This is a genomic window from Rhizobium herbae, from assembly GCF_019511375.1.
Taxonomy (GTDB): Bacteria; Pseudomonadota; Alphaproteobacteria; order Rhizobiales; family Rhizobiaceae; genus Pararhizobium; species Pararhizobium herbae_A.
In genome coordinates, this window is record NZ_JAEUAO010000007.1 from 262,726 (window position 1) to 285,996 (window position 23,271).

Annotated in this window: 23 protein-coding genes and 3 tRNA genes; 13 read left to right on the top strand and 13 right to left on the bottom strand. The window is 61.0% G+C overall.

What is annotated here, in order from left to right:
- Positions 1-2 precede the first annotated feature (2 nt).
- From JNB71_RS23475 to JNB71_RS23485, 3 genes are all read left to right on the top strand, one after another.
- The gene (locus tag JNB71_RS23475; RefSeq protein WP_220374182.1) at positions 3-500 is read left to right on the top strand and encodes a GNAT family N-acetyltransferase; all 498 of its coding nucleotides are present in this window, start codon (positions 3-5) and stop codon (positions 498-500) included.
- A gap of 152 nt (positions 501-652) precedes the next feature.
- A complete protein-coding gene (locus JNB71_RS23480; RefSeq protein ID WP_026203367.1) occupies positions 653-1,048 on the top strand; it encodes an NADH:ubiquinone oxidoreductase subunit NDUFA12 in 396 nt (131 codons plus the stop codon).
- Between the two features lie 126 nt (positions 1,049-1,174).
- Complete coding sequence (locus JNB71_RS23485) at positions 1,175-1,627, top strand: DUF2155 domain-containing protein (RefSeq protein ID WP_220374183.1); 453 nt, start codon at positions 1,175-1,177, stop codon at positions 1,625-1,627.
- 6 nt (positions 1,628-1,633) lie between these two features.
- Here JNB71_RS23485 and aat read toward each other — a convergent pair whose 3' ends face one another.
- The 5 genes from aat to JNB71_RS23510 form a co-directional block, all read right to left on the bottom strand.
- Positions 1,634-2,248: a leucyl/phenylalanyl-tRNA--protein transferase gene (aat, locus tag JNB71_RS23490; RefSeq protein ID WP_220374184.1), complete on the bottom strand. Its 615-nt coding sequence runs from the start codon at positions 2,246-2,248 to the stop codon at positions 1,634-1,636.
- 8 nt (positions 2,249-2,256) lie between these two features.
- Positions 2,257-3,600: an acetyl-CoA carboxylase biotin carboxylase subunit gene (accC, locus tag JNB71_RS23495; protein WP_220374185.1), complete on the bottom strand. Its 1,344-nt coding sequence runs from the start codon at positions 3,598-3,600 to the stop codon at positions 2,257-2,259.
- 10 nt (positions 3,601-3,610) lie between these two features.
- Positions 3,611-4,081 carry an acetyl-CoA carboxylase biotin carboxyl carrier protein gene (gene accB, locus JNB71_RS23500; RefSeq protein ID WP_220374186.1) on the bottom strand — a complete coding sequence of 157 codons (471 nt, stop codon included), beginning with the start codon at positions 4,079-4,081 and terminating at the stop codon, positions 3,611-3,613.
- Positions 4,082-4,103: 22 nt separating this feature from the next.
- Entirely contained in the window at positions 4,104-4,550 is a 447-nt protein-coding gene (aroQ, locus tag JNB71_RS23505) for a type II 3-dehydroquinate dehydratase (RefSeq protein ID WP_220374187.1), read from the bottom strand.
- A gap of 124 nt (positions 4,551-4,674) precedes the next feature.
- The gene (locus JNB71_RS23510; RefSeq protein ID WP_220374188.1) at positions 4,675-5,442 is read right to left on the bottom strand and encodes a DsbA family protein; all 768 of its coding nucleotides are present in this window, start codon (positions 5,440-5,442) and stop codon (positions 4,675-4,677) included.
- 268 nt (positions 5,443-5,710) lie between these two features.
- Here JNB71_RS23510 and JNB71_RS23515 point away from each other — a divergent pair, with 268 nt between their 5' ends.
- Positions 5,711-6,823, top strand: coding sequence for a pyridoxal phosphate-dependent aminotransferase (locus JNB71_RS23515; protein ID WP_431029683.1), 1,113 nt, complete (start codon positions 5,711-5,713; stop codon positions 6,821-6,823).
- A 141-nt stretch (positions 6,824-6,964) separates the two neighbouring features.
- Here JNB71_RS23515 and JNB71_RS23520 read toward each other — a convergent pair whose 3' ends face one another.
- Entirely contained in the window at positions 6,965-7,180 is a 216-nt protein-coding gene (locus JNB71_RS23520) for a hypothetical protein (RefSeq protein ID WP_018325910.1), read from the bottom strand.
- 161 nt (positions 7,181-7,341) lie between these two features.
- On the bottom strand, positions 7,342-10,191 hold the full coding sequence (locus JNB71_RS23525; protein WP_220374190.1) for an Rne/Rng family ribonuclease: 2,850 nt from the start codon (positions 10,189-10,191) through the stop codon (positions 7,342-7,344).
- Between the two features lie 799 nt (positions 10,192-10,990).
- Between JNB71_RS23525 and JNB71_RS23530 the strand changes: the two genes are divergently transcribed.
- The 3 genes from JNB71_RS23530 to prfB all read left to right on the top strand — a co-directional run bounded on the left by JNB71_RS23530 (position 10,991) and on the right by prfB (position 16,209).
- Entirely contained in the window at positions 10,991-12,190 is a 1,200-nt protein-coding gene (locus JNB71_RS23530) for an N-acetylmuramoyl-L-alanine amidase (protein WP_220374191.1), read from the top strand.
- A gap of 334 nt (positions 12,191-12,524) precedes the next feature.
- A complete protein-coding gene (locus tag JNB71_RS23535; RefSeq protein ID WP_220374192.1) occupies positions 12,525-14,978 on the top strand; it encodes a penicillin-binding protein 1A in 2,454 nt (817 codons plus the stop codon).
- Between the two features lie 99 nt (positions 14,979-15,077).
- A protein-coding gene (gene prfB / locus JNB71_RS23540) for a peptide chain release factor 2 (protein WP_220374193.1) occupies positions 15,078-16,209 on the top strand; the annotation gives its coding sequence in 2 pieces (ribosomal slippage) (positions 15,078-15,146 and positions 15,148-16,209; 1,131 coding nt in all).
- A 68-nt stretch (positions 16,210-16,277) separates the two neighbouring features.
- Here the strand turns inward: prfB and JNB71_RS23545 are convergent.
- The 5 genes from JNB71_RS23545 to JNB71_RS23565 all read right to left on the bottom strand — a co-directional run bounded on the left by JNB71_RS23545 (position 16,278) and on the right by JNB71_RS23565 (position 19,847).
- On the bottom strand, positions 16,278-16,805 hold the full coding sequence (locus tag JNB71_RS23545; RefSeq protein WP_220374194.1) for a hypothetical protein: 528 nt from the start codon (positions 16,803-16,805) through the stop codon (positions 16,278-16,280).
- 142 nt (positions 16,806-16,947) lie between these two features.
- Positions 16,948-17,721 carry an NAD kinase gene (locus JNB71_RS23550; RefSeq protein ID WP_220374195.1) on the bottom strand — a complete coding sequence of 258 codons (774 nt, stop codon included), beginning with the start codon at positions 17,719-17,721 and terminating at the stop codon, positions 16,948-16,950.
- A 148-nt stretch (positions 17,722-17,869) separates the two neighbouring features.
- Positions 17,870-17,945, bottom strand: a tRNA-Thr gene (locus JNB71_RS23555).
- Positions 17,946-18,079: 134 nt separating this feature from the next.
- Positions 18,080-18,808, bottom strand: a complete 729-nt coding sequence (locus JNB71_RS23560; protein WP_220374196.1) for a YoaK family protein — start codon at positions 18,806-18,808, stop codon at positions 18,080-18,082.
- Between the two features lie 94 nt (positions 18,809-18,902).
- On the bottom strand, positions 18,903-19,847 hold the full coding sequence (locus JNB71_RS23565) for a LysR family transcriptional regulator (protein WP_220374197.1): 945 nt from the start codon (positions 19,845-19,847) through the stop codon (positions 18,903-18,905).
- 145 nt (positions 19,848-19,992) lie between these two features.
- On the opposite strand from JNB71_RS23565, the gene JNB71_RS23570 reads away from it, so the two are divergent.
- The 3 genes from JNB71_RS23570 (at position 19,993) to JNB71_RS23580 (ending at position 21,380) form a co-directional block, all read left to right on the top strand.
- Positions 19,993-20,619 carry an FMN-dependent NADH-azoreductase gene (locus JNB71_RS23570; protein WP_220374198.1) on the top strand — a complete coding sequence of 209 codons (627 nt, stop codon included), beginning with the start codon at positions 19,993-19,995 and terminating at the stop codon, positions 20,617-20,619.
- Between the two features lie 196 nt (positions 20,620-20,815).
- Positions 20,816-21,028: an alkylphosphonate utilization protein gene (locus tag JNB71_RS23575; RefSeq protein WP_018325899.1), complete on the top strand. Its 213-nt coding sequence runs from the start codon at positions 20,816-20,818 to the stop codon at positions 21,026-21,028.
- A 73-nt stretch (positions 21,029-21,101) separates the two neighbouring features.
- Positions 21,102-21,380 (top strand): hypothetical protein, encoded by a 279-nt coding sequence (locus tag JNB71_RS23580; RefSeq protein ID WP_220374199.1) that lies wholly within the window; start codon positions 21,102-21,104, stop codon positions 21,378-21,380.
- A 6-nt stretch (positions 21,381-21,386) separates the two neighbouring features.
- Here the strand turns inward: JNB71_RS23580 and JNB71_RS23585 are convergent, their stop codons facing one another.
- Entirely contained in the window at positions 21,387-22,268 is an 882-nt protein-coding gene (locus tag JNB71_RS23585) for a TrmH family RNA methyltransferase (RefSeq protein ID WP_220374200.1), read from the bottom strand.
- Positions 22,269-22,482: 214 nt separating this feature from the next.
- Here JNB71_RS23585 and JNB71_RS23590 point away from each other — a divergent pair.
- From JNB71_RS23590 to JNB71_RS23600, 3 genes are all read left to right on the top strand, one after another.
- Positions 22,483-22,567: transfer RNA gene (locus JNB71_RS23590), tRNA-Tyr, on the top strand.
- A 24-nt stretch (positions 22,568-22,591) separates the two neighbouring features.
- Positions 22,592-22,665 (top strand) — tRNA-Gly (locus tag JNB71_RS23595).
- 260 nt (positions 22,666-22,925) lie between these two features.
- A partial coding sequence (locus JNB71_RS23600; RefSeq protein ID WP_220374201.1) for a GTP-binding protein occupies positions 22,926-23,271 on the top strand: 346 nt, incomplete at its 3' end.

Below are 23,271 nucleotides of genomic sequence, written 5' to 3' on the forward strand. Positions count from 1 at the left end.
GGATGTTCTTTGTCCGCACGGCCTCTGAGCGCGATCTGGCGAAAGTCAGCGCGCTTCTTGGCGAAACATGGCACGCGACCTATGACGCGCTTTATGGTGCCGAAAAGGTTGCTGAGCTGACGGCGAAGTGGCATTCGGTGCCGGCGCTCAAGGCGCGACTTGCCCGCAAGAATGCGGAATTCCTGGTGGCGGACAACGGCAAGGACATCGGCGGCATGGCGTATGCCGCGATGTCCGAAACCTTGAAGAAGGGCGCCATCCTGCATCAGCTCTATGTCCTGCCGAAGTTCCAGCGGCAGGGCATCGGCCGCGATATGTTCGCCGAGCTCGAAACCTGCTTTCCCGATGCCGAGTTCATGCAACTCGAAGTGGAGCCGGAAAATCACGCGGCCGTGGCCTTCTATGAAGCGCATGGTTTCGTGAAAATCGGCGAGACGGCCAATTGCGGCGACGGCCAGTCGGGCATCCCGGCGATCATCATGGAAAAGCCGCTCGGCTGAGAGCGCGCAGATGTTGTTCTGTGTCGATGCGAGGCTTCGTTTTCCGCTGCGGCAACGGAATCACTGGACATCGCGCGGGCTGCGCGGCATAAGCGGATCAGCACTCTAGGATATCCCGCGCCGTTGTTTTGGCGCGGTCAAGGACGGACATCATGAAGTCTCTGCTGCAGATTTTTACCTGGTGGAATGGACAGACGATCGGCACGCGTTTTCATACCTGGCGCTTCGGCAAGCGGGTCGGTGAGGATGCTGCCGGTAACGTCTATTATGAGGGCGGCAAGGATTCCGAAGGCCGCACCCGCCGCTGGGTGATCTATAATGGCTATGCCGAGGCTTCCGCCATTCCTCCGGGCTGGCATGGCTGGATGCATCACCGCACCGATGTTTCGCCTGCCGACGAAAACTACAAGCCGCGCGAATGGCAGAAGCCACATCGTGTGAACGCCACCGGTACGGCCGACGCCTATCGTCCCCAGGGCTCGATCAGCCATAACGGCGAGCGTCCGCGCGTTACCGGCGATTACGACGCCTGGACGCCACGGTCCTGAGCCGAATCCGAAGGCGGGACTTTCCTGACCTTCGATTGCACCCGAGGCACCATGCCTCGGCCACATTTCATGTTTAGCGCCTGATACCCGGTACTTTGATCGGGATCGCGCGGGAGACGGGCGTAAATGGTAGTTTCAAATCAGCGAATTCAGATGCGCCGCGCCGTTGCGGCTGCGGCCCTGTTCGCGATTGCCGGTACCGCGCTTTTTTCCATGACGGCGGTATCTGAGGCTGCCCGCATCACCAATCCGGTCGCCGTCTTTTCCGGCATCGACAAGATCACCGGCCGCATTACCACCTTCGATGTCTATATCGGCGAGACAGTTCAATTCGGCGCCCTCCAGGTGACGCCGCGCGTCTGCTACAGCCGCGACGATACCGAGGCACCCAAGACCGATACCTTCGTCGAGGTCGACGAAATCACCCTTGATCGAAAGATCCGCCGCATCTTCACCGGCTGGATGTTTGCCGACAGCCCCGGGCTGAATGCCGTCGAGCATCCGGTCTATGACGTCTGGCTGGACAGTTGCAAGTCAAAGTCAGACCTGCCACCGCCCGACACGGCAGCCAAGCAGTAGCCAACGTCAGAATTTCAGATGCGGTGAGGCGATGGCGCGCGCCAGCATCTTTTCGTAGCGCGACTTCGGCACGTCGATGGCGCCGAAGCTTTTCAGGTGTTCGGTGGTGAACTGCGTGTCGAGCAGCGTGAAGCCGCGCGTGCGCAGGCGCTCGACCAGATGGACGAGGCAGATCTTCGAGGCGTCCGTGCGGCGCGAGAACATGCTTTCGCCGAAGAAGGCCGAGCCAAGCGAGACCCCATAGAGCCCTCCGACCAATTCCTCACCCTGCCATGCTTCCACGGAGTGGGCATGTCCCATCCCGTGCAGGGTGGCATAGAGAGAGCGGATTTTGGCGTTGATCCAGGTTGTTGGCCGATCCGGGGCAGGGGCAGCGCAACCTTCAATCACCTCTTCGAAGGCCGTGTCGTAGCGGATATCGAAGGGCGCGCGCCTCATCGTCTTTGCGAGGCTCTTGGAAATGTGGAAATTGTCGAGCGGTATGATGCCGCGCAGTTCCGGCTCCACCCAGAAAAGTTCCGGATCGTCGGCCGAATCGGCCATCGGGAAGAGGCCGATGGAATAGGCCCGCAACAGCAAATCCGGGGTAATGTCCGGCTGCCTGCTGCGGGTCCCTTTCATTCAAAACCTCATTCGGACGGCTGAGCCAGATAATGCTCCAGCCAGTGGATGTCGTAATCGCCGTTGGCGATGTCCTGATTGTTGATCAGGTCCTGGAAAAGCGGCAGCGTCGTCTTGATGCCGTCGATGACGAACTCGTCAAGCACGCGGCGCAGGCGCATCATGCACTCGACGCGGGTTCGCCCGTGCACGATCAGCTTGCCGATCAGGCTATCGTAGTATGGCGGGATCCGGTAGCCCTGATAGGCGCCGGAGTCGACGCGCACGCCAAGACCGCCGGGCGCATGGAAATGCGTGATCGTGCCGGGCGAGGGCACGAAGGTGCGCGGATCCTCGGCATTGATCCGGCATTCGATGGCATGGCCTGAGAAGACCACCTCGTCCTGTGTCACCGACAGGCCGGCGCCGGAAGCGACGCGGATCTGTTCGTGCACGAGATCGATGCCGGTGATCGCCTCGGTGATCGGATGCTCGACCTGCAGGCGGGTGTTCATTTCGATGAAATAGAATTCGCCGTTCTCGTAGAGAAACTCGATCGTGCCGGCGCCGCGATATTTCAGCTTGCGCATAGCCGCAGCGCAGACTTCGCCGATCTTCATCCGCTGCTCGACGTTGAGCGCGGGGGAGTTGGCCTCTTCCCAGACCTTCTGGTGGCGGCGCTGCAGCGAGCAGTCGCGTTCGCCGAGATGGATGGCATTGCCTTCGCCATCGCCAATCACCTGGATCTCGATGTGGCGCGGCTTTCCGAGATATTTTTCCATATAGACGGCGTCGTTGCCGAACGCAGCCAGAGCCTCGGAACGGGCGGTGGAAACCGCTTCGGAGAGATCGTCCTCGCTGCGGGCCACTTTCATGCCGCGTCCGCCGCCGCCGGCCGTCGCCTTGATCAGTACCGGGAAGCCGATTTCGCGGGCGATCGCCAGCGCATTTTCGGGCTTCACCTCGCCTGCGGAGCCGGGAACGACCGGAATCCCGAGCGCCTTTGCGGTTTCCTTCGCCGTGATCTTGTCACCCATGATGCGGATGTGATCTGCGGTTGGGCCGATGAAGGTGATGCCATGGGCGTCGAGGATATCGGCGAACTTGGCATTTTCCGACAGGAAGCCGTAGCCGGGATGCACCGCATCGGCGCCGGTGATCTCGCAGGCAGCGACGATCTGGTGGATGTTCAGATAGCTGTCGCGCGAGGGTGGCGGTCCGATGCAGACGCTCTCGTCGGCGAGGCGGACATGCATGGCATCGGCGTCTGCGGTGGAGTGGACCGCGACCGTCGCAATGCCAAGCTCCTTGCAGGCGCGCAGGACGCGAAGTGCGATTTCGCCGCGATTGGCAATGAGGATCTTGGAAATCATCTGTGATGGCCTATTCGATGACGATCAGCGCTTCGCCGTATTCAACCGGCGCGCCGTCTTCAACGAGGATTTCGACCACGCGGCCGGAGCGCGGCGCCGGGATCTGGTTCATGGTTTTCATGGCCTCGATGATCAGGATCGTCTGGCCTTCCTTGACGGTAGCGCCGGCTTCGACGAAGGGCCGCGCGCCCGGAGCGGGCGACAGGTAGGCGGTGCCCACCATCGGCGCGGTCACGGCGTTCTTCGAGGCCCTTCCGCTGCTTTCTGGAGCGGTCACCTGGGCGGCGGCGGCTGAAGCAGCCTGAGCCGGTGCTGCCATGGCCGGAACCGGAGCGGAGACGTATTGCGGTGTCCCGGCGCGCGATACGCGGATCCGCAGATCTTCCTGTTCCACCTCGATCTCGGTGAGATCGGTTTCGTTCAGGATGTTGGCGAGATCGCGGATCAGCGTCTGGTCGATGCCGGATTTCTTGTCAGCCATGGATGAGAGCCTCGTGTTCTTTTTATTTCGTCTGTTGCGTGAGTGTCTTTAGCGCATTGAGCGCGAGAATGTAACTGTTTGCGCCGAAGCCGCAAATCACGCCCTTTGCTGCCGGCGCGAGCATCGACTTGTGCCGGAATTCTTCGCGAGCGTGGACGTTGGAAAGGTGCACTTCGATGACCGGGATGCCGATCGCCTTCGCGGCGTCGTGGAGCGCGATCGACGTGTGGGTATAGGCCCCCGCATTGACGACAATGCCTTGCGCGGCGTTTCCCGCCTCGTGGAACCAGTCGACGAGGTCGCCTTCGTGATTGCTCTGGCGGCAGACGACATCAAGGCCCAGCGTCTTGCCGTGTTCGATGCACATCGCTTCGATATCGGCCAGTGTCTGCCCCCCGTAAATACCGGGCTCACGTTTGCCGAGCGCGTTGAGGTTGGGGCCGTTCAGCACGAAAATTGTCGATGGCATTGAGTCAGGGTCCGATAATCGAGCGTTACCTATAGACGGATGGTTCCGCTAGGAAAAGCCCTACGGCCCCGCATGGCTTTTGTCCACAAGCGATGACGTGCGATCCTGCCGGCAAAATCGGCTTTCAGCAGATGGTCTTGCCGCAGGCGCGGACATTCGCGACCTTGGTTTCCAGTACCTCGGCGCCAACCGCGCCGAAAACGGCCTCCCGGCCGATGACATAGGACGGCGTGCCGGTGATGCCGAGGTTGTTGGCAAGCGTATAGGCTTCCTTGACGGCTTCGTCCTGTGAGTTCTCGTCCATCTTCTTGCGAAGGTCGGCTTCAGTAACGCCGAGCCTGCCTGCAACGGCAATCGCGGTTTCCTCCGTCGCGCGCTCTTCGCCGCCGAGCAGCGCACGGTGGAAGTCGCCGTATTTCTCCGGCGCAAGATCGCGGAAGGCGGCACTGACCTTATGCGCGGCCATCGAATCCGGTCCGAGGATCGGCAGTTCCTTCAACACGAAGCGGACGTTCTTGTCCTTTTCGAGAATGGCATCCATGTCGGACAGGGCGCGTTTGCAATAACCGCAATTGTAGTCGTAGAATTCGACGATGGTCACGTCGCCGTTAGGGTTGCCGAGCGTCACGTCATATTTCGACTGGAAGATGGCCTTTTCATTGTCGCTGATGGCAGCTTCGGCCTGCTGCAATTGCGCGTCGGCCTGCTTCTTCTTCAGCGCCTGCTGAGCCTCCAGGAGGATTTCCGGATTGGCGACGAGGTATTCCTTGATGAACTCGCCGATCTCCTGCTTTTGCTTGTCATCCAACGCCTGCGCGCCGTGTGGCAGCGCAGCCGTCGCCGAAAGCAGGATAAGCGTTGCGGCGGTGATCTTGCGAGCGTTGAATGCCATGTCTTCCTCGTTGCCTTTTCCTACGTGTGGTCTGTCGTTCAATTGCCAAGGCGGGGTCAACAGGCTTGTTTGAAAGACAACAGAATATTCGCGGGCAATCATAAGGGTGCGCGGCGCCAAACGAAACTGCAAAATCGAGGCTAATGCGGGCCTCGCGCACTTGTGAAGCCCATTGCGATCAGGCAAATGGCTGCGAAAGTCAAAAAACATCGAGGATGTGCTGTTGAAGCCGCTGTCTACCCGCAGTTCCGTCGAACCGTTTCACGCCATGGACGTTCTGGCCGCGGCAACGAAGCGCCGCGAGGCCGGATATCCGGTGATTTCCATGGCTGTTGGGCAACCGAGTCATCCGGCACCGAAGGCCGCATTGGAGGCAGCGCGTGCGGCGCTCGCACATGGACGGCTCGGTTACACGGATGCGCTTGGAACGTCGTCGCTGCGGATCGCGATCGCCAGGCACTATCGCACGCGCTATGGCGTCGACGTCGATCCGCAGCGGGTGGCTGTGACGACGGGGTCGTCGGCCGGCTTCAACCTGGCGTTTCTCGCCCTGTTCGACCCCGGCGACTGCGTGGCCATCGCACGGCCGGGCTATCCGGCTTACCGCAACATCCTGGCGGCGCTTGGTCTGACGGTCGTTGAAGTCGAGGCGGATGCCGAAAGCGGTTTCACTCTGACGCCGCAGAGTCTTGAGAAAGCAGCGGCGAAAGCCGGAAAACCGCTGAACGGCGTTCTCCTGGCAAGCCCCGCCAATCCGACCGGCACTGTCACCGGCAAGGCAGGACTGAAAGCACTGGCCGACTATTGCCATGAGTGCGGGATCGCCTTCATTTCGGACGAAATCTATCATGGCCTGACCTTTGCGGGCGAGGAGACGACGGCGCTCAGCGTTACCGACGAGGCGGTGATCATCAATTCCTTTTCGAAATATTATTGCATGACCGGCTGGCGAATCGGCTGGATGGTGTTGCCGCAAACGCAGGTGCGTGCCTTCGAACGCATCGCCCAGAGCCTTTACATCTCGCCGCCGGAATTGTCGCAGATCGCCGCCGAGGCCGCCCTTGGCGCGGAGGCCGAGCTTGACGTCTACAAGGCATCCTATGCCGCGAACCGCGAACTCCTGCTGAAACGCCTGCCCGAGATCGGCTTCTCCATCGCCTCGCCGATGGACGGCGCCTTCTACGCCTATGCCGATGTCAGCCGGTTCACCAATGACAGCATGGATTTTGCCAAGAAGATGCTTGCCGAAATCAACGTCGCGGCAACGCCCGGGCTGGACTTCGACCCGATCGAAGGGCATCGCGCGATGCGGTTCTCCTATGCGGGCGCTGGGGCCGACATGGCCGAGGCGATGGATCGCATCGCCCGCTGGCTGGCGTGATTGCCGAACGAAATCAGCTGCTTGCCTGATTTTTCGGATTCATAAAGCGATCATGCTGAATCAAAACTGTGAAGCGTTGGTGGAGCCCGGAGGCATGCGGTGCGCGCCCAAAGGACGCGCAATGATATCCACCAGCAGGCTTTAGCGGCAAATGCGGACTTTCCGGATGATCGGGTTGCCCCGCTCGTCAACTGAGCGGATTTTTCGGACCACACAAATCGGCTCATAGGCCGTGTCATAGCTCTTATAGTAATAGTCATTGAAGCGTTGGCGACCGTAGCTGTCGGCATGGATCGGTGCCGCAAGCGAAATCGCCGGCACGGCGGCAACGGCCGCGGCGATAGCGAAGCATCGCATGTTTGTCTCCTCCGATTGGCGTCGGACGAGCCCATCTCGTCCACGGCGGGACAATCCCATGCGTGTTGTATTTTCGCTGTTCCTTATGAAACAGGGGCGGGCACCAAAAAACCGGCCAATCGCTTGGCCGGTTTTTTCAGTTCTGGTTCTTCCGATTTTGCTCAGAAGAAGCCGCGCTTCTGCCACCAGCCGCCCTTCTTGGGCTTCGGCGCCTCATCGCCGTCGGCAGTGGCGGTAGACGATTTGACGATCGGTTCGCTGGCGATCGAGTCGATGTCGCGGTTGGCGCGGGCCGGCTTTGTCTCCTCAAGGGAAGCGGCTGCCTTTTCGACGACGGGTTCTTCAGCGACCACCGCGTCCTGTGGCTGTGCCTCGATAGCTGCCTGAGCCTCCGCATCGGCGGTCTCAACCGGCGCTTCCTCAAGAGCGGCAGCGACGGCTTTCTTGCTGCGGCTGCGCTTCGGTTTGGCCGGTTTTGCCTCTTCTTCGACGATGGCAGGTGCTTCGGGCGCCAGCTCTTCGGATGCTGCGGCTGATACCGGCGCCTCGGTCTCGGTGGACGGCGATTCGTCGGATGTCGTCGCCAATTCCTCCTCGTCCACGGTCTCGGCGCTGGCGACAATGCTTCCGCCCTCGGCCTCCTCCGGCCGATTGCGCCGGCCGCCACGCTTGCCGCGGCGGCGACGCTTGCGCTTCTGGCGTTCTTCCTCGCTCAACCCGGCACTCTGGGCGTCATCGGCCAATACCTCAGCGGCATCGTCGTCGCCTTCGTCCTCGTCGCCATCCTCATCCGACATGTCGTCGGAGCGGGCGCCGGCTTCCGCGGGAGTCTGTTCACCGTTCGGGCCGGTGCCGCGACCGCCACGACGCCGGCGGCGACGCTTGCGCTTGCGGTTGCCCTGGTCGTCGTCCTGTGCGGCCGGCGCGCGCTCGGCGCGCTCAGCCTTGGCCTCGACCACGACGTCTTCTTCATCCTCGATATCCTCTTCGATGACGATATCGTCGTCTTCCTCGGGCTCAGGTTCGAACTGGATGATCTGCTCGATCTTGACCGGATTGTCGACGGCTTCGCCACGATCGATGGCAAAATGCTGTGCGCCGACATGGGCATCAGCCTCGACGATGATCTGGACGCCGAAACGCTCTTCATAATCAACGATCGTCCCGCGCTTGTGGTTGAGCAGGTAGAGCGCGATCTCCGGCGTCGTGCGCACGGTGATGTTGTGCGTCGTGTTCTTCAACAGATATTCCTCGACCCCACGCAGGACATGCAAGGCGACGGAAGACTGCGAACGCACGTGGCCCGTGCCATTGCAATGGGGGCAGGTCTGCATCGTCGATTCGAGAACAGACGCGCGGATGCGCTGGCGCGACATCTCGAGCAGACCGAAATGCGAGATGCGGCCGACCTGGATGCGGGCCCGGTCGTTCTTCAGATGATCCTTCAGACGCTTCTCGACGGCGCGGTTGTTGCGCTTTTCTTCCATGTCGATGAAGTCGACGACCACGAGGCCGGCAAGGTCGCGCAAGCGCAGCTGCCGCGCGACTTCCTCGGCGGCTTCGAGGTTCGTCTGGAGCGCGGTGTCCTCGATCGAGTGCTCGCGGGTCGAACGGCCTGAGTTAACGTCGATCGCCACCAGCGCTTCGGTCTGGTTGATAATGATGTAGCCGCCGGACTTCAACGTCACCTGCGGCACGAGCATGCGGTCGAGCTGGGCTTCGATGCCCGAACGCGAGAAGATCGGGTGCACGTCGCGGTAGGGCTGAACCACCTTGGCGTGGCTCGGCATCAGCATCTTCATGAAGCTTTTGGCTTCCCTGTAGCCTTCCTCGCCGGCAACGATGATCTCGCTGATATCCTTGTTGTAGAGGTCGCGGATCGAACGCTTGATCAGGCTGCCTTCTTCATAGACGAGGCAGGGGGCGGTCGAGGACAGCGTCAGCGTGCGGACGTTTTCCCACAGGCGCATCAGATATTCGAAGTCCCGCTTGACCTCGACCTTGGTGCGGTTGGCACCGGCGGTACGCAGGATGACGCCCATGCCCTGCGGCACGTCGAGCGCGCGGGCGATTTCCTTCAGGCGCTTCCGGTCCGGCAGGTTGGTGATCTTGCGGGAAATGCCGCCGCCGCGTGCCGTGTTCGGCATCAGCACCGAATAGCGGCCGGCAAGCGACAGATAGGTGGTCAGCGCTGCACCCTTGTTGCCGCGTTCTTCCTTGGCCACCTGCACCAGCAGGATCTGCCGGCGCTTGATGACTTCCTGGATGCGATACTGCTTGCGCGGCTTGCGGACCTGGCGGTCCGGTACTTCTTCCATGGCGTCTTCTGCACCAACGGATTCGATGACTTCCTTTTCTTCCGGATGACCGTCGTCGTCATCATCGTCATCGGCGTTGCGGCGGCGGCCACGTGTTTCTTCCGAGATGCTGTCGGTATCGACCATGGCGGCCATCTCGCCGCTCGAGCTTTCCTCGCCGTCGGCGCTTTCCGCGGAAGATTCTGCCGCTTCCGCCGCAGCCTTCTTCGTGCGGCGAGGGCGCTTGGCCTTGGTCTTCGGCTTTTCTTCTGCTTGCGGCGGAACCTCGACGGCTTCTGTCACGACATCGACGGTCTCGGCTGCCTCGACGGCGGCTTCTTCCGTTGCAGCTACCGTTTCCTCCTCGGGATCAGGGCCGAGATCCGTGCCGGTCTCGACATGCTCGATGTCATCGTCGCGGCGCGCTTCCTCGGCCTCGGCCTTCAGCAGTGCCTGACGGTCGGCGAGGGGGATCTGATAATAGTCGGGGTGGATTTCCGCGAAGGCCAGGAAGCCGTGGCGGTTGCCGCCGTAGTCGACGAAGGCCGCCTGCAGCGACGGCTCCACGCGTGTAACTTTCGCGAGGTAGATGTTGCCGCGGATCTGTTTCTTGTGTTCGGATTCGAAGTCGAACTCTTCTATGCGGTTTCCGCGTACGACAACGACGCGCGTCTCTTCAGCGTGAGACGCATCGATAAGCATTTTCTCTGCCATGTAAGTGGTGCTCCTCGGCGCAACCGAGAAACGGCAGGAAGACCGCGCCCGGGAGGACACGTTCCATACAGCTCAGGTTTTTCGCCGGATGTGAATGTTCCTGCATGGTCGGGGAGATGGTCCAACAGCCAGACGGCAGCCGGAACGGTCTCGTTCCGGGGCCTGTTTACTTCTGACCGATACTGCTGAGACAACGTCAATGACCAAACAAGAATGCCAATGTTAGGCCCTGGAGGCCCGATGAATGTGCCCGCTCGCGGGCCTTCGGTGATCGTCACCATAAACGCACCGGCCACCGCCGGAATTTCACGATTCGGTATGCAAGAGAGAAGGTGGAGCGACGGCGGATGAAGCGCGACTGCTTGTCCGAGACATGATCCACGTCGAACCGGGTCTTACCGGTTCCGATCACGCTCTGGCGCCGGGGCTTCAAAAACCCGTTGGCTGCCGGTCGTCGATTCTATCCCGTCAACACTTTCTCCCTGTGAAGCTTTTATGTTTTCTATGTCACAATGGCAAGGGAAAAGCCGGAACCGCCATAATATTGATTGATTCGCTTGTGCGGGTATGCACTGCCAGGATGCAGTTTTGGCGCCTTCCGGGCATGTTGTTCGTGCGGTGACCGGGGGTCCGGCGAAGTTTGCTGCTTTCGGTAAGCTTTGGTTAACCATATGGCGTCATGGATGATGGGAATGGCAACCGGCGATCTGCATGGCCATTTTCTGGATCAGGTGACCGTGTCCGTGGTGCGCCGGTCGCGCATCCGGCGAAGCGTTGGCGACAAGGAAAAGCGGGTTTGATGCTCTCGGCGATGATGCGGCATTGTTTGCTCGGGCTCTTCGTCCTGTGTTCGGCACCGGGCGCACAAGCGGCCGATGCGCCGTTGCTCGCCTATGGCGGCCGGATCGCGGGTGACGATGCCCGTACCCGAGTGGTCATCGATTTCGACAAAAAGCCGGTTTTCTTCGTTCACTACGTCGCCAACCCGGCGCGTGTGATCGTCGATTTGCCTGAGACATCATTTGGATTGAAGCCGGAGGATCTCGCCGCCCGTGGCCTGTTCTCGGAAATCCGCTACGGTGCCATGGGGGCCGGCAGTTCGCGTGTCGTGCTGACGGCAAAGAAGCCGGTGGCCATCACCGTTGCTGACGTGAAGGCCGACGAGGAGGGCAGGGGCTTCCGGTTAGTCCTCGATGCGGAGCGTGTGACCGAGGAGCGTTTCTCGCGGCTTATTGAAGAGCAGAAATGGACGGGTACGGTCACGGCCACCAAAACGGACCGTGTCCTCGAGCCGCCCGCTGCAGGAGAATTCGTGATCGCCGTCGACGCTGGCCATGGCGGCATCGACACCGGCGCGATCGGGACCGACACCAAGATGGAGGAGAAGAGCGTGACGCTCGCCTTCGCGGGCGAACTCGTGGAGACGCTCAATAAGGAAACGGGTGTCAAGGCGTTCCTGACGCGGGAAAAGGACGAATTCCTGTCCTTGCCTGAACGGGTGCAGATCGCTCGCCAGCGCGGCGCCAACCTGTTCATCTCCGTCCATGCCGATACGCTCAAGCAGCACGACATCCGCGGCGCGACCGTCTACACCATCTCCGACAAGGCATCCGACCATCTTGCGGCCAATCTTGCCGAGCGCGAAAACCTGTCCGACGAGATCGCCGGAATGACGTTGACGAGTGAACCCGCCGAGGTGGCCGACATTCTTATCGATCTGACGCGCCGCGAGACGCAGGCGTTCTCCGTCAATCTTGCCCGCGCCGTGGTCTCGTCGTTCGAGGGGCAGATCAACCTCATCAACAATCCCCACCGCTATGCTGGCTTCCGAGTCCTGCAAGCGCCGGACGTGCCCTCGATCCTGCTTGAACTCGGCTTCTTGTCCAACAAGCAGGACGAGAAATTGCTGGTCGACCCGGTCTGGCGCAAGAAAGTCGCGGGCCTTCTGGCCGGTGCGGTCCGCGCCTATCGCGGCGGGTCGGTGGCAAACGGCGGCTAATCTCCTCGCCTTTTTCAAACCAATGACGTTTGATGTGATTTGTGTCGCTCAAGTAACAGCGATATCGTTTCCAAGGGGATGCGGCGTGTTTAATATGCACAGAGCCCTATTTTGCTCACAATCCGGTCGCTATCCGGAAATCTGATTGCGTGGCCGGTGACCCCGAAAGAGGTAGCCGGTCGTAAAAATGAAACGCGGGAGACTGCCGGATTTCCGGCGTTCTTTGCGGTTTAATTCGTTCGGCGTGATTGCATTCGGACAAGGTGCAGGCTAGGCCCACCATGCTCGCGTGCTCCGCACAGAGAAACGACAACAGGATACCGGTATCTGGCTGATGATCAGACTGATTGGATATTTCTTCGGCATTGGCGCATTTCTGGTGCTTGGCGTGGCCGCGGCAGCCGCCATCTATCTTGGCCACATCACCAAGGACTTGCCGGATTATGAGGTTCTCAACAGCTATGCGCCGCCGGTAACGACGCGCGTCCACGCAGGCAATGGCGCGCTGATGGCCGAGTATGCCCGCGAGCGTCGCCTCTATCTGCCGATCCAGGCCATTCCCGACCGCGTCAAGGCCGCTTTCATTTCGGCGGAAGACAAGAATTTCTATCAGCACCCGGGCGTCGATATCACCGGTCTTGCGCGCGCCATCGCCGTCAACCTGCAGAACTTCGGTTCCGGCCGCCGGCCCGTCGGTGCCTCGACGATCACCCAGCAGGTCGCCAAGAACTTCCTTCTTTCAGCTGACCAGACCATCGACCGCAAGGTCAAGGAAGCGATCCTGTCCTTCCGCATCGAGCAGGCTTACAGCAAGGACCGCATTCTCGAACTCTACCTCAACGAAATTTTCTTCGGCCTGAACTCCTACGGTATTGCCGGCGCGGCGCTCACCTATTTCGACAAGTCGGTGACGGAATTGACGATCGCCGAAACCGCCTATCTCGCGGCGCTGCCGAAGGGGCCCTCCAACTATCATCCGTTCCGCCGTGAAAAGGCGGCGCTCGAGCGTCGTGACTGGGTCATCGACCGCATGGTCGAGAACGGCTACGTCACCAAGGCCGACGGCGAGGAAGCCAAGAAGCAGCCGTTGGGCGTCAGCGTCCGGCGTGGCGGATCGCACCTCTTCGCCTCGGAATATTTCGCCGAGGAGGTGCGCCGCCAGATCATCCAGCGTTATGGCGATAATGCCCTTTATGAAGGCGGCCTGTCCGTTCGCACCTCGCTTGATCCGCGTCTGCAGGTCGAAGCCCGCAAGGCGCTGCAGAACGCCCTGGTCTCCTATGACGAGCGACGCGGTTTCCATGGCGCGCTGAAGACGATCGAAATCGGCGGTGACTGGGGCGAGCCGCTCGGCAAGCTTGAAGCGCTTTCCGATGTGCCGGAATGGAAGCTTGCCGTCGTGCTCGCCGTCGATGAGAGCGGTGCCGAAATCGGCATCCAGCCGGAGAAGGACGGCGCGGGCAAGATCGGCACCGATCGCGTGACCGGACGCATCCCGGAAGCCAACATGCGCTGGGCCTATCGTTCCTCGACGGGTGACCGCAAGACGGCGAAGTCTCCCGAAGGCGTTGTCGGCCCGGGCGATGTCGTCTATGTCGAGGCGACGGACGTGGACGGCGAATACCGGTTGCGCCAGCCCCCCAAGGTGCAGGGTGGCCTGGTTGCCATGGACCCGCAGACCGGCCGCGTTCTTGCCATGGCCGGTGGTTTTTCCTATGGGCAGTCGGAGTTCAACCGAGCGACCCAGGCGATGCGTCAGCCCGGTTCGTCCTTCAAGCCCTTCGTCTACGCGGCAGCGCTCGACAATGGCTATACGCCGGCTTCCGTCATCCTCGACGCACCGTTCGAGCTCGTCACCGGCGGCCAGGTCTGGCGCCCGGAAAACTATGGCGGCGGTTCGGCCGGTCCTTCGACGCTGCGCCTCGGCATCGAGAAGTCGCGCAACCTGATGACGGTGCGGCTTGCCAATGACATGGGCATGAACCTTGTTGCCGAGTATGCCGAGCGGTTCGGGATCTACGACAAGATGATGCCGGTGCTGGCGATGTCGCTCGGTTCGGGCGAGACGACGGTGCTGCGGATGGTTTCGGCCTATGCCGTGCTCGCAAATGGCGGCAAGCAGATCAAGCCGTCGATGATCGACCGGATCCAGGACCGCTACGGCAAGACGATCTTCCGTCATGAGGAGCGCACCTGCGACAACTGCAATGCCGCCGACTGGGAGAACCAGGAAGAGCCGGTTCTCACCGACAATCGCGAGCAGGTTCTCGATCCGATGACCGCCTATCAGATCACCTCGATGATGGAAGGCGTGATCACCCGGGGCACCGCCGCCGGCAAGATCAAGCTCGACCGTCCGGTGGCCGGCAAGACCGGCACGACCAATGACGAGAAGGATGCCTGGTTCGTCGGCTACACGCCGGACATGGTCGCCGGCCTCTATCTCGGCTTCGACAATCCGGCGCCGCTTGGACGCGGTGCAACCGGCGGCGGGCTTGCGGCACCTGTGTTCAACGATTTCATGCAGGTAGCGATGCAGGGCACGCGCCCCGTCAAGTTCGTGCCGCCGGAGGGAATGAGCCTTATTCCCGTCAACCGCAAGACCGGCATGGCGGCGGCCGAAGGCGACCCGGACACGATCATCGAAGCCTTCAAGCCCGGGACTGGTCCGGCCGAGAGCTTCTCGGTGATCGATGGCGGCGCCGAGTACATTCCGCCGGAGGAAATCCTGAAGGCTTCGCCACAGGCAAACGACGCCATCAACCGCGGCTCAAGCGGACTGTTTTAACGCGTCTAATCTGCCTTTACCGACGCCCGCCGTCTTTACAGGAGCGGCGGGCGTCGTTATTCACGGCGCACATTTCATTCCAGCGCAAGAAGCAGGACAATGCGGACCGAAATCGAGAATATCGTCGACGAAATCAAGCAGGCCATAAGCCTGCTGAGGAGGCATCTTTGACTGGGACCAGGCGATAAGACGACTGGACTGGTTGAACAACAAGGCCGAGGATCCGAACCTCTGGAACGATGCGGCCGAAGCGCAAAAGCTGATGCGCGAGCGCCAGCAACTCGATGACGGCATCAACGGCGTTCGTTCTTTAGAAAGGCAGATGCAGGATGCCATCGACCTCATCGAACTCGGCGAGGAAGAGGGCGATGCCGATATCGTCAAGGAAGCGGAAGAGGCGTTGAAGGCTCTTCGGTCCGAAGCGGCCCGTCGCCAGGTCGAAGCCATGCTGTCGGGCGAGGCGGACAGCAACGATACCTATCTCGAAGTGCACTCCGGCGCCGGCGGCACCGAGAGCCAGGACTGGGCAAACATGCTGCTGCGCATGTATACCCGCTGGGCCGAACGGCAGGGCTTCAAGGTGGAACTCATGGAAATCCATGACGGTGAAGAAGCCGGCATCAAATCTGCAACCCTGCTCGTCAAGGGCCACAATGCCTATGGCTGGCTGAAGACCGAATCGGGCGTGCATCGCCTGGTGCGCATCTCGCCCTACGACAGCAATGCCCGCCGTCATACGTCGTTCTCTTCGATCTGGGTCTACCCGGTGGTCGACGATTCGATCCAGATCGACATCAACGAGAGCGATTGCCGCATCGACACCTACCGTTCGTCCGGCGCCGGTGGTCAGCACGTCAACACCACGGATTCGGCGGTGCGTATCACGCACATGCCGTCCGGCATCGTCGTCCAGTGCCAGCAGGAACGGTCGCAGCACAAGAACAAGGCCAAGGCCTGGGACATGCTGCGCGCGCGCCTCTACGAATCGGAACTGAAGAAGCGGGAAGACGCGGCCAACGCCGAAGCCGCGTCGAAAACCGATATCGGCTGGGGCCACCAGATCCGCTCCTACGTGCTGCAGCCCTACCAGTTGGTGAAGGACCTGCGCACAGGCGTCTCGAGTACTGCGCCGGATGACGTGCTCGATGGCGATCTCAACGAGTTCATGGAAGCGGCGCTTGCCCACAGGGTGAGCGGCAGTGCCGACGCGGTCGTCGACGACCTCGCGTGAGAAAAGAACAGAGACACACGAAAAGCCGGGCCGCAAAGACCCGGCTTTTCGCTTTTGCACCTATGAGTTCAGTTGGTTTCGCGCTCGATCTTGATGTCGCCGATGTCGTCGATCAGCACCGTCCAGGTTTCAGGCTCCGGTGCTGCCGGATCGGTCTTCAGGTAGACGGTGGCAAACAGCCCCGGCTGCCGGGCGACGCCGTCGGAGGTTTCTGGCCGGATATCGGTCACATAGGCCTTCATGGAGGAAAATTCCTCCAGTTCGGCGGAGGACACCACCTTCGGTCCTGCGGCGTCCAGAGCGATCTGTTGCAGGAAGACGTGCGTGTTTCCTTCCGGCTGGCGCACGGCAACCAGTTTGTAGTATCCGCGCTGCGCCGTGGCGCCGGCTGCAGGGGTGCTTTGCGTTTTGGCGACGTTCGGATCGGCCACGCTGAGCGGATCACCGCTCTTTTCCCAATAGCCGGTGCTCGTGACGAAAATGATATTGTCAGGCATGAGCGCGGTGTCGGCACGGGCAGTTGACCCTGCTGCCAGAGCCAAGGCGATGCAGCAGGCGCAAAGCCTGGCTATGCTGACGTTTCGAAACTGGAGCATCGTCTCTCGCCCTTGGTGCGCTCATGTGACAGCGCGGATGCCTGCATGCCCGGCGGATCCCGAGGCACGTCAATTCCCGCAGCACCTTCGGTCGGAATCGATTCCAATTCAAGTGATTGCGGGGATGTGTTTGTCATCTGCGCTAGTTGGAGAATTGTTCGGCAAGGATCCGGTCCGACCAGGAATAATCGGGGTCCGAAAGGATATGCGCCGTCATCTTCTCGGATTCGGCAATGCGCACCGTGACCACGGACTTGACCTCGACATGATCGGCCACGGCGTTGACCGGGCGTTTGTCCGGTTCGAGAATGGCGATATCGACGGTCACCTTGTTGGGCAGAAGCGCGCCGCGCCAGCGGCGAGGCCGGAAGGGGCTGACCGGGGTGAGTGCCAAAAGCGGCGCTTCGAGCGGCAGAATCGGGCCGTGGGCTGAGAGATTGTAGGCGGTGGACCCCGCCGGAGTCGACAGCAGCACGCCGTCGCAGATCAGTTCCTCGAGCCTGACGCGACCATCGACGACGACCCGCAGCTTGGCCGCCTGGTATGACTGGCGAAAGAGATAGACCTCGTTGATGGCGAGCGCTGCGAAGCGCTTGCCGTCCGAATCGACAGTCTGCATTTCCAGCGGCCGGAAGGTGTTTTCGACGGCCGCGGCGAGCCGCTCGTGCAGGTTTTCCGTGCTGTAGCGGTTCATCAGAAAGCCGATGGAGCCGCGGTTCATGCCGTAGACCAGCTTGCCGGAATTCATCGTTTTGTGCAGCGTATGCAGCATGAAGCCATCGCCGCCGAGCGCCACGATGACATCTGCCTCCTCGGGATCATGCTGGCCGTAAAGGGCGATCAACTCCTCCGCAGCCTTCTGCGCCTCGAGGGTGGCGGAGGCGGCGAAAGCGATGGTTTTGAACGTGCGAGCCATGGAATGCCTGTATGTTTTACGAATGGGCGTCCGCGGACTGAACGCCTCGAAGAAGTCCTGCGCGTCCGTTCTTCAACTGGCAGCAGATGTCACGCCGCCGATACCATCGGTATCATGCATAAAAGATCAACATGGGAAAGGAAAAGAATGGTGCCCCCACCAGGACTCGAACCCGGGACCCCCTGATTACAAATCAGGTGCTCTACCAACTGAGCTATAAGGGCAGCATGTGGAGCAGGGAGTTAGCATATTCTGATCGTGTGTAAAGGGAAAATGCGGTTGTCCTTCCGCTTTTCAAGATCTGGCGGGTGCGGCGATCGCCGCGGCGTTCCTGCGTTGCCGGCCTCGCGTGGCACGGTCACGGACGTTGTTTCGGCCGGGTTGTCAGGGGAGCCGGCTGGGTGCGATGGGCGTGGCGCTGCTGCAGCCGCGGCGGAATGAAGAAGACGACGATGGCGATCACCGCCGACAAGGTGCAGGTCAGCCAGAGCACGCCGGCGCCCAGCGCCCGTTCGAGAAAGGCGCCGCAGATACCGCCGGCGGCCATGCCGAGCCAGGGAACGATCTGCATGGCCCAGTCGCGCCGGGGTGCGCCGACAACCCAGCTGCCGATGCCGCGGCCGAAGCGCGACAGACCGCCGGTCACGTAGGTGAGCCCGATGGGCAGTCCCTCGATGTGCTCGACAGCGGCATTGACGAGCCCCATGGCAAGCACGATCGCGTAGAACTGAAACGTTGAGAGGGCGGGATTGGTGGCCCCGGCCGCAAGGCCGAGGATTAGCGTCACCCCGCAGAGGACGCGAAACGTGCGCCGGCTGGCGTTGTGGGCAACAATGATGCCCAGCGCGTTGCCGACGACGAACGTAAGGAGTGCGCCGAGCAGGATGACGGCATATCGCGTTTGTCCCTCCGCGAGGGCCACTGCGGCACGCGTCGTGTTGCCGCTCATGAAGGAAACGAAGCTGCCCGCGACGAGGAGCCCGGCGGCGTCGGTCATGCCCGCGAGAAACGAGATGCCGGCAACGAGTGCGGTGCCGATAGCGGTCCTGCGCGTTTTGATGATGCGCCGCCGCCGTTCGATCGTCATGATAAGTTGCTCCCTGCGGCCGCCGATTCGCTGATGGCATCAGATTGCGCGTTTCGGAAACATTCGAATAGAGGTCGCCGAAGTGCTGCCTGTATTATTCTGCCGCGGCGAGCATCGCCGGCGCTGGATCGATCTCCGTGCAACGCGACATGGCGCGAGGCAGATTTTCCACAAGGAAGTCAATCAGCGCGCGGACGCCGGGCAGCAGGCCGTGGCGCGAGGTGAAGACCAGATGCACGATCGCGTCGTTTGACGACCATTCCGGCAGCACGGGCAAGAGCACGCCGGTGCGGAAGCCGCGCCCGCAAAGATGATCCGGCAGAAGCGCAATGCCGACCCCTTCGATCGCCGCGCGCTCCAAAATGGCAAAATCGCTGCAGCCGATGATGGGCTGGTGAGCGATTTCGCGCTTCATGCCATCGGTATGAAGGAGTTGCCAGGTGTCGGAGCCGTGTTGTTCGTTCATAGAAAGCGTCGGCATCTTTCCGAGCGTGTCGATCGTCACGTTGCCGAGGCGGGCCATCAGTGCCGGGCTGGCCGCAAGGAACTGGCGCGCCTGTCCGAGCTTGCGGACGATCAGATGGTTGTCGGTATCGAGCTGATCGCGCGCCCGCAATGCGATATCGATTCGTTCTTCGACGAGGTCGACGCGTCGGTTGGTCGTGGTGATCAGCAGCCTTACCTCGGGATAGCGCCTGTGGAAGTCAGGCAGGATATGCGCGAGCATCGGCGTGAAGCCGATAGGCGAGGCAAGCCGGACGATGCCCGACGGCCCGCTTCTGGCCGCAGCGACCACCGCTTCCGCGGCTTCGACGCCGGACAGGATCGTTTCGCAGCGCTCGTAGAAGGCCTGGCCGATCTCGGTCACGCGCAGCTTGCGCGTCGAGCGTTCGAGCAGGCGAACGTCAAGCTGCTGCTCCAGGCGCGCGACATGTTTGCTGAGCTTGGATTTCGGAATGCTGAGGGCCCGCGACGCGGCGGAGAAGCCCTTGTGTTTCACCACGGCGGCAAACAGCGCGAGATCGTTCAGGTCTTGCATTCCACACCTTCCAGACAAGCAAAGTCGAGACCAAATTGTCTCTATCAGGAAACAGTCTGTCAAAAAAGGGCGGACTTATCGGCTGATTGTTTTGAATTCATATGTAACGCACCCAAACGCCACCCAGGACATAAAGGTGCAATCCATGAACATTCTCCATATCGACTCCGGTATCCTCGGAGACCATTCCGTATCCCGCCGCCTGACGGCATCGATCGTTGCGCGGATCAAGGCGGAGCGCCCGGGCGACACCGTTACCTATCGCGACCTTGCCGCTGATCCGCTGGCGCATCTCAACGGTTCGCACCTGATGGCCGCCTCGGCCAATCCGGAAGGGCTCGATGCGACACTGGTTTCCGAGCTTGATGCGGCGCGTGCCTCGCTTGCCGAATTCCTCGCTGCAGACGTCATCGTCGTCGGCGCGCCGATGTACAATTTCACCATTCCCAGCCAGCTGAAGACCTGGATCGACCGAATTCTCGTTGCCGGAACCACCTTCCGCTACACCGAATCCGGTGTCGAAGGCCTGGCAAAGGGCAAGAAGGTGATCGTTGCCTCGACACGTGGCGGCCACTATTCGGGCGCGTCTCCGCTCAGCGCCATGGACCATCAGGAAACGTACCTGAGCACGGTGTTCGGCTTCATCGGCATCACCGACGTCGAATTCGTTCGTGCCGAAGGCCTCGCCATCGGCCCGGATGCGAAGGATGCAGCGATCGCCGGGGCCGAGAAGGCAATCGCCGACCGCGGTCATTTCGACATCGCCGCCTGATCGAGGCGGGGTCGCCGATTCTTGAAAAGCCGGGCACGACGAGGTGCCCGGCTTTTTCTGTGCTGCGATGGCTAAGACAACCGTTTTCGCGTCGTGAGTTGTCGACCCCTCTCGCGGTCGACTGGACAGGCGCGGTCCAAGGCGCTAGAGCCCGATTACAGGCTTGCGCCGACATCATCATGAACTGGAATCGAAAATGGACGTCAGGGACAGCAACGGTACGATCCTCAACGAGGGCGATAATGTCACGCTCATCAAGGATCTGAAGGTCAAGGGCACATCGGAGACCCTGAAGCGTGGGACGATGATCAAGGGCATCCACCTCACCGACAATCCGGACGAGGTCGAATGCCGCCACGCCAAGATCAAGGGTCTGGTGTTGCGCACTGAATTTCTGAAAAAGGCGTGACCGACGCGGGGCGCCGGCGTGCGGTCTGCCTGCTTTGCTTTGAAAACGAGCCTTTTTGTATTAAGCTCCGCTTATGAAAAGCGTTGCGGCTCTTTTGTTGGTCTTTCTCGTTTCGGTATTTGCCGGAATGTTTTCCACGCTGTCTTTTGCATCGCCCCCCGACGCGCGCTGCACCTGCCGAAATCGCGACGGCTCGAAACTTCAACTTGGCCAGACCGCCTGTATCCGGGTCGGCGACATGGCCTATCTGGCGCGTTGCGAAATGGAACTCAACGTGACCACATGGCGCAAGATTCGGGATGGTTGTCCCGAAGCCCGATTTTCGCTCAACAAGCCGAGCATCATACCGTAACGCTGATCAGACCTTGGCCAGGTAGCTGCGCGCCGCATACATGGCGATTGCCGCTGCATTCGAGACATTCAGCGACTTGATGGCGCCGGGCATATCGAGCCGGGCAAGCGCGTTGACGGTCTGGCGGGTCTTCTGCCGCAGACCCTTGCCTTCGGCGCCGAGCACGAGCGCAATCTTGTTGCCGGACAGCGTCTCTTCGAGCGGTGCCGGTCCTTCCGAATCAAGGCCAATCGAAACGAAGCCGAGCTTGTGCAGTTCCTCCAGCGCATCGGCGAGATTGGTGATCTGGATATAGGGGATCATTTCAAGCGCGCCGGAGGCGGATTTCGCCATCACCCCCGATTCCGTCGGGCTGTGGCGCATGGTGGTGATCAGCGCACCGGCATTGAAGGCGACGGCGGAGCGCATGATGGCGCCGACATTGTGCGGATCGGTGACCTGGTCGAGCACGAGGATCAGCGGGCTGTCCTTTAGCGCCGACAGGCGGCGAACGGGCAGGGGCACGGTCTCCAGCATCGCGCCCTGATGAATGGCATCGGGTCCGAGCAACTTGTCGAGGTCCTGCGGGGAGACGATCTCGACCGGGAAGCCGAGCGATTCGACGGGCCCGGTTTCAAGACGGACAAGTGCATTCTGCGTCACGGACAGCTTGGTGATCCTGCGTTCAGGATTATCGAGCGCGGCGCGAACGGTGTGGATGCCGTAAAGCAGGACCTGGTCGGGCGCCAATTGCGGCGCCTTCCAGTCGGCTTTTGCCGTTTTCTTGCGGCGATCCTGGGCGGGCGTCGGGATCTCGCCGCGCTCGCGCCGGGCATCGCGATGGGCGCGGCGAAGAGTTGCGTAATGGCTGTCTTTGGCGCTCTTGTCGCCCGGAATATCTTTGCTCATGCCTGCCTTATACTGGTGATGGGGGGAACGGGGAACCGTTTTTCGCGAAATCGGTGGCGCGCAATCTTTATGGCGAATTTCGCAACTTTTTCTGATTGATCGTGTTGACAGGATCAAACGGGGCGGTCATATACCCGGCGCAGATCGAAGGGGCGCCTTGCTCCGGCAACGCGCTTCGATCGAAATGCCTGGTCGCTTGATCCCGACAGAATATGGAGGGATGCCCGAGTGGTTAAAGGGGACGGACTGTAAATCCGTTGGCTCAGCCTACGTTGGTTCAAATCCAACTCCCTCCACCATTCTGTCAGACGGATCAAGACCCCGCGGGTATAGCTCAATGGTAGAGCAGCAGCCTTCCAAGCTGAATACGCGGGTTCGATTCCCGCTACCCGCTCCAGCAAACGGCCCCGTAACCGGCGTTTAGAGTCTTTCTTTAATAATTTAGCACAAGCCATTGAAGCGGGCCGACTTTCGTCTTTTGCGCCTCTTGTGTTGGAATTGCGCGCGGCAATCACCATCTAAGCGTCATCAAAAGGCCAAGGTGTTGGAAGCGGGCGAGATAATTAAGTCTTGCGCAATTCTTCCGAAACCCTTAAACGCCTCCCCAAACCGGCGCCGCCGGATGATGCATTCTCATTGATCACAGGAAACGTACCCATGGCAAAGAGCAAATTTGAGCGCAACAAGCCGCACGTTAACATTGGCACGATCGGCCACGTTGACCATGGCAAGACGTCGCTGACGGCAGCGATCACGAAGTATTTCGGCGAGTTCAAGGCGTATGACCAGATCGACGCCGCCCCGGAAGAAAAGGCGCGCGGCATCACCATCTCGACGGCGCACGTCGAATATGAGACGCCGGCCCGTCACTATGCCCACGTCGACTGCCCCGGCCACGCCGACTACGTCAAGAACATGATCACCGGTGCGGCGCAGATGGACGGCGCGATCCTGGTTTGCTCGGCTGCCGACGGCCCGATGCCGCAGACCCGCGAGCACATCC